This is a genomic window from Pseudomonas sp. GW456-L12 (genome assembly GCF_059424045.1).
In genome coordinates, this window is the sequence record NZ_JBWKZA010000002.1 from 402,434 (window position 1) to 416,382 (window position 13,949).

General features: G+C 62.5%; 16 protein-coding genes. 10 read left to right on the plus strand and 6 right to left on the minus strand.

Annotation, left to right across the window (positions count from 1 at the left end):
- Positions 1–187 precede the first annotated feature (187 nt).
- Complete coding sequence (locus tag AC07Y9_RS04350; protein WP_102680553.1) at positions 188–799, minus strand: phage holin family protein; 612 nt, start codon at positions 797–799, stop codon at positions 188–190.
- Positions 800–942: 143 nt separating this feature from the next.
- On the opposite strand from AC07Y9_RS04350, the gene AC07Y9_RS04355 reads away from it, so the two are divergent.
- Positions 943–1,926, plus strand: a complete 984-nt coding sequence (locus AC07Y9_RS04355) for a hypothetical protein (protein WP_102680552.1) — start codon at positions 943–945, stop codon at positions 1,924–1,926.
- Between the two features lie 3 nt (positions 1,927–1,929).
- Here the strand turns inward: AC07Y9_RS04355 and AC07Y9_RS04360 are convergent, their stop codons facing one another.
- On the minus strand, positions 1,930–2,742 hold the full coding sequence (locus tag AC07Y9_RS04360) for a sulfite exporter TauE/SafE family protein (protein WP_092417474.1): 813 nt from the start codon (positions 2,740–2,742) through the stop codon (positions 1,930–1,932).
- Between the two features lie 114 nt (positions 2,743–2,856).
- Between AC07Y9_RS04360 and AC07Y9_RS04365 the strand changes: the two genes are divergently transcribed.
- Together AC07Y9_RS04365 and AC07Y9_RS04370 are read left to right on the plus strand one after the other, a co-directional pair.
- Entirely contained in the window at positions 2,857–3,627 is a 771-nt protein-coding gene (locus AC07Y9_RS04365) for an AraC family transcriptional regulator (protein ID WP_102680576.1), read from the plus strand.
- 128 nt (positions 3,628–3,755) lie between these two features.
- Complete coding sequence (locus AC07Y9_RS04370) at positions 3,756–4,073, plus strand: helix-turn-helix transcriptional regulator (RefSeq protein ID WP_007925185.1); 318 nt, start codon at positions 3,756–3,758, stop codon at positions 4,071–4,073.
- Here the strand turns inward: AC07Y9_RS04370 and AC07Y9_RS04375 are convergent.
- Positions 4,055–4,612 carry an AAA family ATPase gene (locus AC07Y9_RS04375; protein ID WP_087090397.1) on the minus strand — a complete coding sequence of 186 codons (558 nt, stop codon included), beginning with the start codon at positions 4,610–4,612 and terminating at the stop codon, positions 4,055–4,057. The two genes, AC07Y9_RS04370 and AC07Y9_RS04375, sit on opposite strands and share 19 nt — an antisense overlap.
- A 102-nt stretch (positions 4,613–4,714) precedes the next feature.
- On the minus strand, positions 4,715–5,773 hold the full coding sequence (locus AC07Y9_RS04380; protein WP_102680551.1) for an MBL fold metallo-hydrolase: 1,059 nt from the start codon (positions 5,771–5,773) through the stop codon (positions 4,715–4,717).
- A gap of 203 nt (positions 5,774–5,976) precedes the next feature.
- On the opposite strand from AC07Y9_RS04380, the gene AC07Y9_RS04385 reads away from it, so the two are divergent.
- The 4 genes from AC07Y9_RS04385 (at position 5,977) to AC07Y9_RS04400 (ending at position 10,182) form a co-directional block, all read left to right on the plus strand.
- Positions 5,977–6,585 carry a TetR/AcrR family transcriptional regulator gene (locus tag AC07Y9_RS04385; protein WP_102680550.1) on the plus strand — a complete coding sequence of 203 codons (609 nt, stop codon included), beginning with the start codon at positions 5,977–5,979 and terminating at the stop codon, positions 6,583–6,585.
- A gap of 227 nt (positions 6,586–6,812) precedes the next feature.
- On the plus strand, positions 6,813–7,889 hold the full coding sequence (locus AC07Y9_RS04390; RefSeq protein WP_102680549.1) for a diguanylate cyclase: 1,077 nt from the start codon (positions 6,813–6,815) through the stop codon (positions 7,887–7,889).
- Positions 7,890–8,231: 342 nt separating this feature from the next.
- A complete protein-coding gene (locus tag AC07Y9_RS04395) occupies positions 8,232–9,551 on the plus strand; it encodes a methyl-accepting chemotaxis protein (RefSeq protein WP_102680548.1) in 1,320 nt (439 codons plus the stop codon).
- 91 nt (positions 9,552–9,642) lie between these two features.
- Complete coding sequence (locus tag AC07Y9_RS04400; protein WP_007925179.1) at positions 9,643–10,182, plus strand: DUF1003 domain-containing protein; 540 nt, start codon at positions 9,643–9,645, stop codon at positions 10,180–10,182.
- 1 nt (position 10,183) lies between these two features.
- Here the strand turns inward: AC07Y9_RS04400 and AC07Y9_RS04405 are convergent, their stop codons facing one another.
- Entirely contained in the window at positions 10,184–11,071 is an 888-nt protein-coding gene (locus tag AC07Y9_RS04405; protein WP_102680575.1) for a LysR family transcriptional regulator, read from the minus strand.
- Positions 11,072–11,159: 88 nt separating this feature from the next.
- Here AC07Y9_RS04405 and AC07Y9_RS04410 point away from each other — a divergent pair, with 88 nt between their 5' ends.
- The gene (locus AC07Y9_RS04410; protein ID WP_102680547.1) at positions 11,160–11,879 is read left to right on the plus strand and encodes a CTP synthase C-terminal region-related (seleno)protein; all 720 of its coding nucleotides are present in this window, start codon (positions 11,160–11,162) and stop codon (positions 11,877–11,879) included.
- Positions 11,876–12,205, plus strand: coding sequence for an antibiotic biosynthesis monooxygenase family protein (locus AC07Y9_RS04415; RefSeq protein ID WP_102680546.1), 330 nt, complete (start codon positions 11,876–11,878; stop codon positions 12,203–12,205). Before AC07Y9_RS04410 ends, AC07Y9_RS04415 begins: the two co-directional genes overlap by 4 nt.
- Before the next feature lie 27 nt (positions 12,206–12,232).
- Here AC07Y9_RS04415 and AC07Y9_RS04420 read toward each other — a convergent pair whose 3' ends face one another.
- The gene (locus tag AC07Y9_RS04420) at positions 12,233–12,565 is read right to left on the minus strand and encodes a DUF2025 family protein (protein ID WP_007925175.1); all 333 of its coding nucleotides are present in this window, start codon (positions 12,563–12,565) and stop codon (positions 12,233–12,235) included.
- 250 nt (positions 12,566–12,815) lie between these two features.
- Between AC07Y9_RS04420 and AC07Y9_RS04425 the strand changes: the two genes are divergently transcribed.
- Positions 12,816–13,940 carry a glycerophosphodiester phosphodiesterase gene (locus AC07Y9_RS04425; RefSeq protein ID WP_102680545.1) on the plus strand — a complete coding sequence of 375 codons (1,125 nt, stop codon included), beginning with the start codon at positions 12,816–12,818 and terminating at the stop codon, positions 13,938–13,940.
- The last annotated feature ends 9 nt before the right edge of the window (positions 13,941–13,949 follow it).

Consider the following 13,949-nt stretch of genomic DNA (forward strand, 5'->3'; position numbering starts at 1 on the left):
CGTCTCTATATGGTGAGAGTTTTGTTAATTAGAACTGTAGGAAATTTCGTGGCCCCGCCCCGCCAAAAACGTTGAAATGCAGCCGCGATGACCTGGCAAGACTCAGGAAGGCTGTCAGTTTGATTGGTCCCGACGGGGGATTTTTCGTGAGCACGCCCGCCCTACCAAGGGCGTGGTTGGAACGGGGTCATGGCTTGTTCTGTTCCTGCGGGCGCCAGTCGAAATGCTGCCGTTCGCCGACGCCATTGAAGTCGACGCGATAGGTGTGTTGCTTGCCGCCGATATCGCAGACGCCGATCAGATCGTGGTTATGCTGTTCGCGCGGCGGTGGCGTCTGGATACGCACGGTACCGTGGCAGTTTTCGTAATTGCAGGGCGCGGTATTGCGATACAGCAGGTAATCGCCACTTTCATCACGCTCGACCCAACGCCCATCGATGAATCGGGCCTGGTCGGGCGCAATGCTGGCGGTGGCCATCTTGCGCTTGCCGTTGCACAGCATCACCCCGCCCATGGCGGCGGCCATGATGAGGTAGGCCAGGATCCGCGACTCCACATTGAAGTAGGAAAGGATGCCCAACGCGTCGGCCAGGATCGACATGACCGAAAGCGCCAGCGCCGGCAGCGATAGAAAAAACGCCACCGCGCCTTTGATGACGCTGCTCCGGCTCACCCGCTCGACACTCCTGGGGTCGATGACGAACTGAATGCTGGTGCGTTCAGGCGCCTGATTCTGGGCAATGTTGATGTGGTTGGCATCACCAATGGAGCCGATATTGATGCGGTTACCGTCAGACATGAACCTGAGCCTTTTCCGGTGATGAGTGGAACGTGCTACCTACAAGGTTATGCCGAGATCAGCGCCCATGCTTGAAAAGATCAGTGCACTCCCCTGCGCCACCCGCTATTAATAGCCTTCTTCACTCAAGGACCCGAGCCCCCATGAAATTCGACACCGCCTACTGCATCAGCCTCGACGACAAGCTGTCGATCTATGACGTGCGCGATCTGAATTTCGACGAGACCATGGCCTTCGACTCGGCCAAGGAACAATTCCAGTGCCCCAACGATGCCTGTCGCGCCGCCTTTGCCGCTGACAATCAGTTGGGGACCTTCAATGCCAAGAACGTCAATTACATCCGCACTCCGCATTTCAAGAACCTGCCTGGCACCCGGCATATCGAAGGCTGCCCGTATGGCACCAGCAGGACGCTGGCAGCCGGGGTGGAGGGTACGCCGGACGAGGATGATCGGGAGGAGCATTTCCCATCGGAATTGCTGCTGGCCCGCCGCGAATATGTGCGCAAGCCCGCCAGCCCGGCAGCGGATGGCGATACGCCAGGAACTGCCGCGCCAGCCCCCTCCTCCAGTCTGCGCACGCCGGCTCCGGCTCAGGCCGGCACCCCAGACAAGACCAGTGTCTTCGCTCATCCGGTGGAGTGTTTTGTGTCGAATATCGACGACAAGGAGCTGCTCAAGCGCATGCCGCTGAAGATCGGCGAACACACGGCGTCCTATGCCTCGTTCTTCAAGAAGATCGAATACTTGCTGGACAACAAGGGGTTGATCTACTGGGGCAAGATCAAGGAGATCAAGGACTACACCCAGAGCTTTCGCATCGACTTCGAACAGAAGGTCTGGTTCAAACAGGCGGACGAGACGAAAAAGAAGCCCTACTCGGTCAACGTCTACTTGAGCAAAAAACTGATCGAGAGCTACCGCAAGCGCAAAGCCTTCCTCGAAGAGATCAAGCATGCGATCGACAGCGAACAAGAGCTGTATTGCTTCTTTTATGGCGTGACCCCGGAGCTGAAACAGGTGCCAAGCAAAAAACACCCCGAACAGACGTTCGGGGTATTCAGCGCCAACATCGAGAACCTCGACCACTTCATCATTCGTGAAGCGCCGGGGTTGGCGCTGGGCTAACCCTTAGCGAACCAGCATGCCGAGCATTACCAGCACCAGCAGGCCGATATACACCCGCGCATGCAGCCGGTCGGGAATGCGCCCGATCCACGGTGAGGCCAGGCGCATGCCCAGCAATGAGCCGAGGGTCAGCACGGCAAACGCCAGCAGGTCGATATAGCCGATAAACCAGGGGCCCAGATCGAAGCGACTGAAGCCGGCCATGGCCATATAGGTCAAGGTCCCGGCCAGGGCTACCGGCACGCTCAGCGGGTTGGCCATGGAGGTGGCCTGGGTCATGCTCAAGCCACAACGGCGCAGCAGAGGCACGGTCATCACACTGCCGCCGACACCCAGGAAGGTAGCAATGGCCCCGATGCCCAGGCCTCCGGTGTTTTCCAGTCGCCCCAGGCAGCGCGGCGCACGGGTGTCGCCCTGTTCAAGAAAGCCACGACGCATCAGGCAATCGGCAATGGTCAGTGCCAGGTAGGCGATAAAGGCGTAGCGCATCGCCTCACCACTCACCGCCATTGCCAGGACCGCCCCCGCTATAGCTCCCAGCCCGATGTAGCCACCCAGCGGCCACAGATAATGTCGAATCAGGTTGCCCGCGCGGCGGTGTTTGCCGGTAGCCATCAGCGCGTTGACGATCATCACGCAGGTCGAGGTGGCGACCGCTATATGCATGGCCGACTGAGCGACGGCATCGTCAGCGCCATGGCTGCTCAGCAACATGCGATACAGCAGCGGCACCACCACAAAGCCGCCGCCAAAACCGAACAGCACCGCGCTGATCCCGCTCATGCAGCCGAACACCGCCAGCCATAGATAAAACATCGAAGAGTTCTCCGTTAGCAGAAGACCTCGACGATAGAGCGCCAGGGCTTGGCCGGCTTTAGCAAGTCAGCCAATACTGTTTGCATTCACGCCAACCCCGCGGACGCCGACGCCATGCGTAACACTTCGATCGACCTGCTGGATCACACCCCACGCGCCGTGGTGGCGATCGGCACCGATTACCCCCAGGGCCACCTGTTGCCGAGCCACAGCCATCGTCGCGCGCAACTGTTGTATGGCGCCACCGGGGCGATGCAGGTCAGCACCACGAATGGCCGCTGGGTGGTGCCGCCACAGCGTGCGGTATGGATTCCACCCCGGGTGGCCCATGAGGTGCTGATGCTCAGAGTCAGTACCCGCAGCCTGTACATCGAACCGGCGGCCATACCGACCCTGGGCGATGAGTGCCAGGTGATCAGCGTGTCGCCACTGATGCGCCAGTTGCTGATGGAGGCGGTGGATCTGCCGCTGGCGTACGACGAGAACGGACGCGACGGTGTGCTGGTCAGCCTGTTGCTGCATGAACTGAGCCGTACCACCCGCCTGCCCCTGCACATTCCCCTGCCCGAAATGCCACGCCTGCTCACCCTGTGCCAGGCCTTCCTGCAACAACCCTATGCCCACCAGTCTCCCGAGCAATGGGCACAACAGCTGCACATCAGCCTGCGCACCTTCAACCGCCTGTTCCGCGAGCAGACCGGCATGAGTTTCGTCCAGTGGCGCCAGCGCGCCTGCGTGGTCAGGGCCTTGCCCCGACTGGCCGCAGGCGAGTCGGTGACGCGAATCGCCCTCGATTTCGGTTATGACAGCCCCGCCGCCTTTTCCACCATGTTCCGCCGGGTAGCGGGGCAACCGCCCAGCGCCTACCTGGAAACCGGGGCATAGCGCCGGGACAAGACTTGTCACGAAGACGTTGAGGCGATCGGCAAAATGAGTTTGATCCGGGAGCAAAACAACTGTACAAATAAACAGTACTTTATTGACTCATTTTCACCCGCTTCCGGAGAAATCCCATGGCCTCACTCGCGATGAAAGTCACCCTGGAACGTATCGCCCTCTTCCAGTTCACCCCAGAACACTGCATTCAGGCCCGCGCCATGCTGGGGTGGAGCCAGGAACAGCTGTCACAGGAATCCGGCGTCTCGATTGCCGCCATTCACCGCTTCGAGGCGGGCGGCGAATTGCTCGACGTGACCCGACTGGCCCTGGCCTTTCGCCTGGAAGCAGAAGGCCTGGTGTTCTTCCCCGGTTTCGCTCCGGGGCGTGGCATGAACATCAAGGGTGCGACGCCCAACCCAATGGAACGGCCAGACTACGCCATGATCGAGTGATCCAGGGCGCTCAATACCTCTTCCTGTAATGCCTGCACCGAGCGGTGAGTGGCATCGAGGCGGATTACCGGGCAGCTCAGCCCGGTGATCCAGCTCTCATGCCGGCGCAGGCTGCGCGTACCTTGGCCACCCGTGTCGTAGCCAGCCGCCCAGGCAAGGAAGGTTTGAGTCGCGAGATGGCGTTCGCCGCCCTCATGGATCTGCTCGCCGTAACGCTGAAACTCGCGCACCCGCAAACGCTGCAGGCGGACCTCGGGGTCCAGGCGAAGGAAAATGGCATGGGTGAAAGCCTCAATCATCGGGTCGCCCCAACCGCACAAGGAGCCGGACAACACCCAGCTGTCCAACCCGGCCACCTGCTGCTGCAACAGCTGGATGCGCTCGTCCCGGGGGCGGCGCAGGCTGAAAGGCTGTGCACTGGAGCGCCAGAAGAAGTTATCGGAATCGAAGTGCGCGATCCCCAAACGCTGGGCCAGCGCCTGGCCCAAGGTCGTGGTACCGGAACCGGATGCGCCAAACAGATGAAGCCGATAAGCCATTACCAGATCCGTCGGGGCATTGGGGGAGTTCTCTAGATACTCCCCAGGCCCGGACACGGCAACCTGGCAATAGCCGGGCTCGGGGAGTCACCGATGAAGGGTCTACAGATCGCTTGCCGTTACCTGCTCGGCCACGGGGTCGACCTCCATCCACCAGGCGTGCCCCCGCTGCGGGTGCGACAGGTTGAAGGCCTCGCCCATCTGCGGCGTGGTAATAGCGATGCTGCGTTCCCAGGCCAGCGAGAGGATGCGGTCGAACGGTTCGTACCAGGCATGCATCGACAGGTCGAACGTGCCGTTGTGGATGGGTAACAACCAGCGGCCCTTCAAGTCGATGTGCGCCTGCAGGGTCTGCTCCGGCTGCATGTGCACACCCGGCCACTCGACGTTGTAGGCGCCGGTTTCCATCAGGGTCAGGTCGAAAGGGCCGTAACGCTCGCCAATCCGCTTGAAGCCGTCGAAGTAACCGGTGTCACCGCTGAAGAAGATCCGGCTGTCGCCATCGATCATCACCCAGGAGGCCCACAGCGTGCTGTTGCCATCGAACAGGCCACGGCCGGAGAAATGCTGGGACGGCGTGGCGATAAAACGAATGCCATCGACTTCCGTGCCTTCCCACCAGTCCAGCTGACGCACTTTGTCGGCCGGCACGCCCCACTTCACCAGGGTATCGCCCACGCCCAGGGGGGTGAGGAAATGGCGGGTCTTGTCCGCCAGCTTGAGCACGGTCTGGTGGTCCAGGTGATCGTAGTGATCATGGGACAGGATCACCGCTTCGATCGGTGGCAATTGCTCCAGGCTGATAGGCGGCTGGTGGAAACGTTTGGGACCGGCCCATTGCACCGGCGATGCGCGTTCGGCGAATACCGGATCCGTGATCCAGAACTTGTCATGCAGCTTCAACAGCACCGTCGAATGCCCCAGGCGGTAGACGCTCTGGTTCGGCGCCGCCAGCAGCTGTTCGTGGGTCAATGGCTGCACCGGAATGGCCCCGGTGGGGCGAGTGTTGCGCGGTTTGTGGAACAGCATGCGCCAGAAAATGCCCAGCGTCTTGCCCAGCCCGGCACGCCGGACTGGCGTGTGATTACGGAACGCACCTTGTTCCTGCAGGGACGTTTCGGGGCGTGAGACGCTGTCTGCACGGGAAGAGAGAGTGGCCATGAATCAGTGACTCCAAGGAACCCGACAAGGCTCCGGTGATTCTCTGCGGAACGACAAAGGCCAATGCACGCAAGCGTCAGCCGACCATCATTTTTTCTGTCATGAACTACACTGCACAGTGTAGTTTTTCTAGATTGCAACAAACCCGGGACTAAGTAAACTGCCCCCGGATAACTGCCAACGACCGCCATCGAACCCAACTTATGACAGCTCCGAAGCGCCTGACCGACCTCAAACGCGAAGCCATCATCCAGGCGGCGATCACCGAATTCCATGCCAGCGGGTTCGATATCACCAGCATGGACAAGATCGCGGCAACCGCCGGAGTGTCCAAGCGTACGGTGTACAACCACTTCCCCAGCAAGGAGGAGTTGTTCACCGAGATCATGCATAAGTTATGGGCGAGCATCAGGGCGCGGGCGGACATTCTTTACCACCCCGGATTAACCCTGCGTGAACAGTTGCGGGAGTTGTTGATGGCCAAGCTGCAACTGCTGGCCGATGACAACTTCCTCAACCTGGCGCGGGTCGCCATTGCCGCGACCCTGCATTCCCCCGAGCGTGCCCAGTACATGGTGGCGCGCATGGGCGAGCGTGAAGAAAGCCTGATGGTGTGGATTCGCTCGGCCCGGGCGGACGGTCGACTCAAGCCCCTGGAGCCGGACTTCGCCGCCCAGCAGCTCCACGGCATGCTCAAGGCGTTTGCTTTCTGGCCACAGATCACCATGAACCGGCCGCCCCTCAAGGAAGACGAACAGCAGCGCGTCGTCGAGTCCACTCTGGACATGTTCCTGGCCTGCTATCAAGCCTGATTCCCTTCTCCCTCGATTTGCTCCGACAGCGGATCTGCCGACCGCCATGACTTGCACCGAGTGCTCTGCAATGGGCATTTGCGTACGCTCGTTCCACTAAATGGCCTGCAAGGACACTGATTATTCTTGTTGGAATAAATGACAATATTCGCCGCCTTGCCCAATGAAGGGTGACGGCCAATAAAAACACCACAAAGTGTTTCAAACCCGGGCTTGCGCAGAAATTTATGGATAACCAACAAGGCAAAGGGCTGTCGTTTGCCAAACGTATTTACCTGCCCAGGATCGTCGGGCTGGGGATTGGCAGCCTCAGCGTATTCGCCGGGTTGTACCCGGTGCCGCAACCGACCTGGGTTTGGCTGTTCCTGCTGTTCAACGGTTTTATCTGGCCGCACCTGGCGTACCTGATCTCGAGCCGCGCGGCCTTCCCCTACCAGGCCGAACGCTGCAACCTGCTGTGCGACTCGCTCTTCGGTGGTTTCTGGGCGGCGGCGATGCAGTTCAATCCGCTGCCCACGGTGACCATTCTGGCCATGATGGCGATGAACAACGTCGCGGCCGGTGGCCTGCGCCTGTTCATCCATGGCTCCATGGCACAACTGAGCGGGATACTGCTGTCGTGGTTGCTGCTCGGTCCTGCCTTCACCGGGGATGCCACCCAGCTGCAGATCTACGCCTGCCTGCCGATGCTGACCCTCTACCCGATGGCGGTGGGTATGGTCTGCTACCGGCTGGCGATCAAGCTCGCCGAGCACAAGCGCACCCTCAGCGCGCTGAGCCGCACCGACAGCCTGACCGGCCTGCTCAACCACGGCGCCTGGAAAGACCTGCTGCACCTCAAGTTCACCAAGTGCCAGCAGCAACGCTGTCACGGCACCATTGCCTTGATCGACATCGATCACTTCAAACACATCAACGACAGCTACGGCCATATCCTCGGCGATGCCGTGCTGCATCAATTGAGCCGGGACCTCAAGCTCAACCTGCGCCAGGACGACCTGGCCGGGCGCTATGGCGGCGACGAGTTCTGCGTGATCCTGCCGACGACCTCGATCCAGCAGGCCCACGAAGTGATGGAACGACTGCGGCAAGTCTTCAGCAACTATCGCCATCCAGGCGTGCCGCCACTCCGGGTCAGCCTGAGTATCGGCCTGGCCGCCTGGCACCCGGGGCTGCGCGATGCCGCAATGTGGCTCATGGAGGCCGACAAGGCCCTGTATGCCGCGAAAAACACCGGGCGCAACAAAGTCGCTGCCGCCAGCCCGATCAACGACGCGCTCCTCGCGGTGTCCAGCGACTCCTGAAAAGTTGTACAAAAATGTAAAAAACCGCAGTTTTGTATAATTCTTACCCGCATCGCTCCACACCAAGCCGGCATAATGCCGCCATGCGGTTACCCAAAAAGCCGCGAGGCACATTCGCCGCCGTGCAACATAACGTCCCTAAATTGACTCGCAGGCCCAGCGTCTCACCTCAGGCGTTGAGCAAGGGTACGCGCCGGACAGGGGCGTGCCCTTCCAAGGGGTATCTGTCAGTCATGGAATGCTGGCATTGAGCAGACAAGGCCGAGGCCCAGGGGGCTTTCGGCATGCAGGCGCACACCAAAGGGACTGACTCCAGGTTTTTCCCACTGAGCACCAGCCATCATGCTATTCAACCGCCATAACAAAACCATCGACGCCTTGCACCACACCATCGCCCAGCAAGCCAGCCTGCTTGCGGCCATCGACCGTTCGATGGCGGTGATCGAGTTCGACCTGGAGGGCACGGTCCTGCAGGCCAACGACAACTTCCTCAAGACCATGGGCTATCGCGCGGAGCAGGTCATCGGCCACCCCCATCGGCAGTTCTGCAGTGCCGAATTCGCCCGCGGCAATCAATACCGCGAGCTCTGGACGCGCCTGAAAAACGGCCAGTTCCAATCGGGGACCTTCGAGCGCGTCAATGCCCAAGGCCAGCCGGTATGGCTGGAGGCCAGCTACAACCCGATCAGGGATGCCGACGGCAAGGTCTTCAAGGTGGTCAAGTACGCTCTCGACGTCACCGAGAAGGTCCAACAGGAAAGCGAGTCCAGGGGCAAGCTGCACGCCATCGACCGCGCCATGGCGGTGATCGAGTTCAACCTCGACGGCAGCGTCATCACGGCCAACCAGAACTTCCTCGATCGCCTCGGCTACAGCCTCGCCGAACTCAAGGGCAAGCATCACCGGATCTTCTGCAAGCCCGAGCTGGCCAACAGCAGCGCCTACCAGAACTTCTGGCAGCGTCTCAACCAGGGCGAGTTCTTCAGCGGGCAGTTCGAGCGTGTCGACAAACGCGGGCAATCGCTGTGGCTGGAGGCCAATTACAACCCGGTGTACGACGCCGCCGGGCGCCTGTGCAAGGTGGTGAAGTTCGCCTCCGACGTGACCGCGAGGGTGGAGAAACACGCCCAGGACGCCCAGAGCGCGACCCAGGCCTATCACATCTCGGTGGAAACCCGGCAAGTCGCCGAACAGGGCACCGCGGTGATCCAGCAGGCGGCCAGCGAGATGCGCCAGATCGCCGCCAACATCGAAGACTCCTCGACCCTGATCGCCAAGCTCGGCGAGCGCTCCGAGCAGATCACCGCCATCGTCAACACCATCCGCGCGATCGCCGAGCAGACCAACCTGCTGGCGCTCAACGCCGCGATCGAAGCCGCGCGTGCTGGCGAACAGGGCCGGGGTTTTGCCGTGGTCGCCGACGAAGTCCGGCAACTGGCCGCCCGTACCAGCGGCTCGACCGCGGAAATCTCGGGGATGATCGACATGATCCAGCAAGAAACCCAGCAGGCCATCAAAAGCATGGACGGGACCCGGGACCGGGCGGCCAAGGGCGTGGACCTGGCGGATCAGGCCGGCACGGTGATCCTGCAGATTCGCGACGGTGCCAGCGAGGCGGTACAGGCGGTGAGCATGTTCGCCAACGAGCGTACCGCGCTCTGAACCGGCGCCTCTGAATCAACGGTGGCGACGCCAGGGAAGGCGTCGGGCAACGGGCTATAGTGACCGGCAGTCCCATCGCCCCGAGCCCGTCATGAACCCGACCCCATCCGAAACAGCCTCAGCCGCCCCTGTCGACCACCTGCGTTTCCACCGCCCCCACGCCCATCTGGCCCCGACCTTCGGCACCGACCGCTTTGCCCTGAAGGCCGAAGCCTTCGCCCGCTTTTTCGGCACCCCGACCTTTCTCGGCGCGCAAACCCTGATCGTACTGATCTGGATCGGGCTCAACCTGAGCGGGGTGACGCACTTCGACGTCTACCCCTTCATCCTTCTCAACCTGGCTTTCAGCCTGCAAGCGGCCTATGCCGCGCCACTGATCCTGCTGGCCCAGACTCGCCAGGCCGCGCGCGACAAAGCCCAGACCGACGCCGATGCCCAGCACCGCGAAGCCATCGCTATCGCCAACAGCGAACGCCAGGCGCAAGCCGCGCAACACAGCGCGCAACTGCTCGAACTGCTGGAGCAGAACACCCGCCTGACCGAGATGACCAAACAGCTGAGCGAACGCATCGAGGGCCTGACCTCGGAAATGCACCGGCACGTCCTGCACAAGGACCCGCCCCAGGCATGACTCACTGCGGCGCGCGCAGACGCTGGCTCAATTCGTCGAACAGCGTCACCACCGCGCGCAGCGCCCGGCAGTCGGCCCGGGTCAGCAACCAGAGCGCGGTGTCGCACCCCGGCAGCGGGTCGCTCAGGGATTGCAGGGCGGTGGTGTCGTCGAGCAGGAAATCCGGCAACACCGCCACCCCCAGCCCGGCCTTCACCAGTTCGCTGACCGCCAGCATGCTGTTGCAGCGATAGCCCGGCACCACACCGGGCAACGCCTGCCGGCGCCAGGCCACCGTGGCGTGGTCCGGGAGAAAATCGTCCGGGGCGATCCAGGTCAGCCCGGCCAGGTCCGTCGAGGCGACCGACTGCCTGTAGGCCGGGCTGGCACAGACCCGGTAAGACACCGCCCGCAACTGCCGGCCCACCAGATGCTCGGGCGGCGTGCGTGTCAGGCGCAGGGCCAGGTCGGCGTCGCGCCGGCTGAGGTTGGCGAAGTCATTGGAGGTGCTGAGCTCCAAGGCCAGTGCCGGATAGCGCGGCATGAAGTGCGCCAGCGCTGGTAACAACAGGCCCTGCAGCACCGAGTCGGTACAAGTCAGGCGCACCGTGCCGCTGACCACCGCGCCGCCCTGCTCCACCCCGACCTGTGCCGCGTCCAGTGCCTGTTCCGCGCGTTCGGCCTGCTCGGCCAGGGTGCGGGCCAGGCCGGTGGGCAGGTAGCCGGCGCGGCTCTTGTCGAACAGCTGCTGGCCCAGCGCGGCCTCGAGGCGGCGCACCGCACGGAACACCGTGGACACATCGACTTTCAACAACGCCGCCGCGCGGGCCAGGGAGCCGCCACGCACCAGGGCGAGGATCAGCGACAGGTCGGAGTAGTCGAGCCGATAGTGCGTAGCTGCATTGATCACTTGGATAAACGCCAATATTGAGTGCGTGAGCGCCAATCTATAGTGGCGTCCAGCAACCGACAAGCGTTGGCCCTACCAGGAGAAATCCATGCCGCACATCGCACATCCGCCGACCCTGCACATCGCCCTGGTGGGCGACTACGACCCTCAGGTCACCGCGCACCAGGCCATTCCCCTGGCCCTGGAAATGGCCGCCGAGGAAACCAGCCTCAAGGTGCACTACCGCTGGCTGGCCACCGACAGCCTCACCAGCGACGCGCCACTGCAAGCGGTCGACGGCATCTGGTGTGTGCCCGCCAGCCCCTACCGCTCGATGGACGGCGCCTTGCGGGCGATCCGCTTTGCCCGCGAGCAGCACCGCCCCTTCCTCGGCACCTGCGGCGGTTTTCAGCATGCGGTGCTGGAGTACGCGCGCAACGTGCTGGGCTGGGCCGATGCCGAGCACGGCGAAACCCATCCCGAAGCAGCACGCGCCTTGCTCACGCCGTTGACCTGCTCCTTGGTGGAGGCCACCGACAGCATTCATCTGAGCGAAGGCAGCCGCATCGCCGAAGCCTATGGCGAGCGCCAGATCAGCGAGGGGTATCGCTGTCGCTACGGGGTCAATCCGCAGTTCGCGGCGCAATTGCTCAAGCACGACCTGCGCCCCAGCGGCTACGACTCGGCCGGCGACCTGCGGGCGGTGGAACTGCGCGACCAGCGGTTTTTTGTCGCCACCCTGTTCCAGCCGGAACGGGCGGCGCTCAAAGGCGTCGTGCCGCCCCTGGTCAGCGCCCTGCTCGCCGCTTGCCTGGAGCGGCGCGCATGATCGCCCATACCCCCGAGGCCCCCTATTACGCGGTGATCTTCAGCGCCCAGCGCCGCGAACCGGACCCGGCCTACGAGCAGACCGCCGAACGCATGGTCGAACTGGCGCGGCAGCAACCGGGGTTTCTCGGCATGGAGTTCGCGCGTAACGAGGAGGGCTTCGGTATCACGGTCTCCTATTGGCGGGACCAGGCCTCGATCCTCGCCTGGAAGCAGCATGCCGAACACCGCGTTGCCCGCGAACGCGGGCGCAGCGACTGGTACGCGGCCTGTCACACCCGGGTGTGCAAGGTCGAACGCGCCTACCTGTTCGAACGCTCGCGATAGCGCCAGCCCGGCCACCGCGCATCCCGGTTATTGCGCCGCCGGCAGCAGATTGCGCACCGCCGAAATCTCCGGCAGGTCGGTGCGGCGCATGTACACGCGCAAGGGTTCGCTGATGTTGATGCGGTCGTCGATGTTCTGTTCCAGCAGCAACTGGATCAGCTCGCGCTTGAGCACCATGACCTGGCCCTCGGCGCTGGCCCAGACGAATTCGCTGGCGGGGGTGATGGCGTCGTCGGCGACGTCCATGCCGAAGGAGTCTTCGCTGAAGCGCACGATGTGCTGGCCGCTCTTGCGGTTGAAACCGACAAACCCCTTGAGCTGGTCGGCAGCCTGGCAGATGAGTTCGGATGTGATGCGCATGGTAAACCTCACTGAGTGTCCCGAAGGACAGGTGATCGATGGTTTACACGCCAGGCAAGAGTGGAAATGTTTTCGCGCTTCCCTCTGACGGGGAAACTTCAGGGCGCAAGCGTACTGCAAAGCACCCCACAAAAGCGTCGGAAAATTTGCCGCAGGTGCAGATTTATGTCGGTTTCGCGATAGCACAACGGCCATTCAATTGTTAAAAGGTAGTCCTTTGAAAATCGCCCTCCACGAAAGGACCTCGACCATGCCTGCCACCTTCACCAAAAGCGCCCTGATGCTGAGCCTGATGCTTGGCCTGGGCCAGGCACAGGCCGCCAGCCCAAGCCCCACCGCACTGGCTGTCAGCCAAGGCATTCCACACCCCGCGGTGATCGCTCACCGGGGCGCGTCCTTCGATGCACCGGAGTCCACCGCCGCCGCCTATAAACTGGCCCGCGACCTGGGCGCCGACTACCTGGAAATGGACCTGCAACGCAGCAAGGACGGCGTGCTGTTCGCCCTGCACGACAACAACCTGCAGCGCACCACCGACGTCGCCAGCAAGTTTCCCGAGCGCAAGGACAGCCCGGCCAACGCCTTCACCATGGCCGAACTGAAAACCCTCGACGCCGGCAGCTGGTTCAACCAGGCCTATCCCGACCGTGCCCGTGCGAGCTACGTCGGCCTGAAGATCCTGACCCTCGACGAAATCATCGACATCGCCCAGAGCAACCCGCATCACAAACCCGGCCTGTACATCGAGACCAAGGAGCCCAAGCAGTTCCCCGGCATCGAGCACGACCTCAAGGAAAAACTCCAGGACCGCGGCTGGCTCAGCCCGGCCGGCTCCAAGCTGGCGAAAAGCGACCTGGCGGTAGGCCAGGGCAAAGGCAAGGTGGTGTTGCAAACCTTCGAGAAAAGCAGCCTGGAACTGCTGCAGAAAGAAATGCCGAAAGTGCCGAAGATCCTCCTGCTGTGGATCGGTGAAGGCGGCATGCAGCCCAAGTCCGACGTGACCTTCGCCAACAGCGGCGAGAAGGACAAGGCAGCCTACTACGCCAAGCAGGAGCCCAAGGACAAGGCCGAGTTCGAGCAGTGGGTCAGCTACGCCAAGGCCCAGGGCGCCATCGGCACCGGCCCGTCGGCGGCACTGACCAAGGGTGGCGACCAGAGCTACTTCGACCTGGTGCAACCCTGGATGAACCAGTTCACCCACGACCAGGGCCTGCTGGTGCACGTCTACACCATCGACGAGCCGGTGGACTTCAAGAAGGTCCTGGACTCCGGTGTCGACGGCATCTTCACCAACCGCGCCGCGGAGCTGCTCAAGTACGTCAAGCGCCCGGCCAGCGGCAGCGTCAGCCAGTTGCTCGAGGCCAACGGCTACTGAGCCGGTCGC

Excerpts from the sequence above, each read along its gene's own strand:
- AC07Y9_RS04350 (WP_102680553.1), bottom strand. The coding sequence starts at position 799 with ATGTCTGACGGTAACCGCATCAATATCGGCTCCATTGGTGATGCCAAC.
- AC07Y9_RS04355 (WP_102680552.1), top strand. The coding sequence starts at position 943 with ATGAAATTCGACACCGCCTACTGCATCAGCCTCGACGACAAGCTGTCG.
- AC07Y9_RS04360 (WP_092417474.1), bottom strand. The coding sequence starts at position 2,742 with ATGTTTTATCTATGGCTGGCGGTGTTCGGCTGCATGAGCGGGATCAGC.
- AC07Y9_RS04365 (WP_102680576.1), top strand. The coding sequence starts at position 2,857 with ATGCGTAACACTTCGATCGACCTGCTGGATCACACCCCACGCGCCGTG.
- AC07Y9_RS04370 (WP_007925185.1), top strand. The coding sequence starts at position 3,756 with ATGGCCTCACTCGCGATGAAAGTCACCCTGGAACGTATCGCCCTCTTC.
- AC07Y9_RS04375 (WP_087090397.1), bottom strand. The coding sequence starts at position 4,612 with ATGGCTTATCGGCTTCATCTGTTTGGCGCATCCGGTTCCGGTACCACG.
- AC07Y9_RS04380 (WP_102680551.1), bottom strand. The coding sequence starts at position 5,773 with ATGGCCACTCTCTCTTCCCGTGCAGACAGCGTCTCACGCCCCGAAACG.
- AC07Y9_RS04385 (WP_102680550.1), top strand. The coding sequence starts at position 5,977 with ATGACAGCTCCGAAGCGCCTGACCGACCTCAAACGCGAAGCCATCATC.
- AC07Y9_RS04390 (WP_102680549.1), top strand. The coding sequence starts at position 6,813 with ATGGATAACCAACAAGGCAAAGGGCTGTCGTTTGCCAAACGTATTTAC.
- AC07Y9_RS04395 (WP_102680548.1), top strand. The coding sequence starts at position 8,232 with ATGCTATTCAACCGCCATAACAAAACCATCGACGCCTTGCACCACACC.
- AC07Y9_RS04400 (WP_007925179.1), top strand. The coding sequence starts at position 9,643 with ATGAACCCGACCCCATCCGAAACAGCCTCAGCCGCCCCTGTCGACCAC.
- AC07Y9_RS04410 (WP_102680547.1), top strand. The coding sequence starts at position 11,160 with ATGCCGCACATCGCACATCCGCCGACCCTGCACATCGCCCTGGTGGGC.
- AC07Y9_RS04415 (WP_102680546.1), top strand. The coding sequence starts at position 11,876 with ATGATCGCCCATACCCCCGAGGCCCCCTATTACGCGGTGATCTTCAGC.
- AC07Y9_RS04420 (WP_007925175.1), bottom strand. The coding sequence starts at position 12,565 with ATGCGCATCACATCCGAACTCATCTGCCAGGCTGCCGACCAGCTCAAG.
- AC07Y9_RS04425 (WP_102680545.1), top strand. The coding sequence starts at position 12,816 with ATGCCTGCCACCTTCACCAAAAGCGCCCTGATGCTGAGCCTGATGCTT.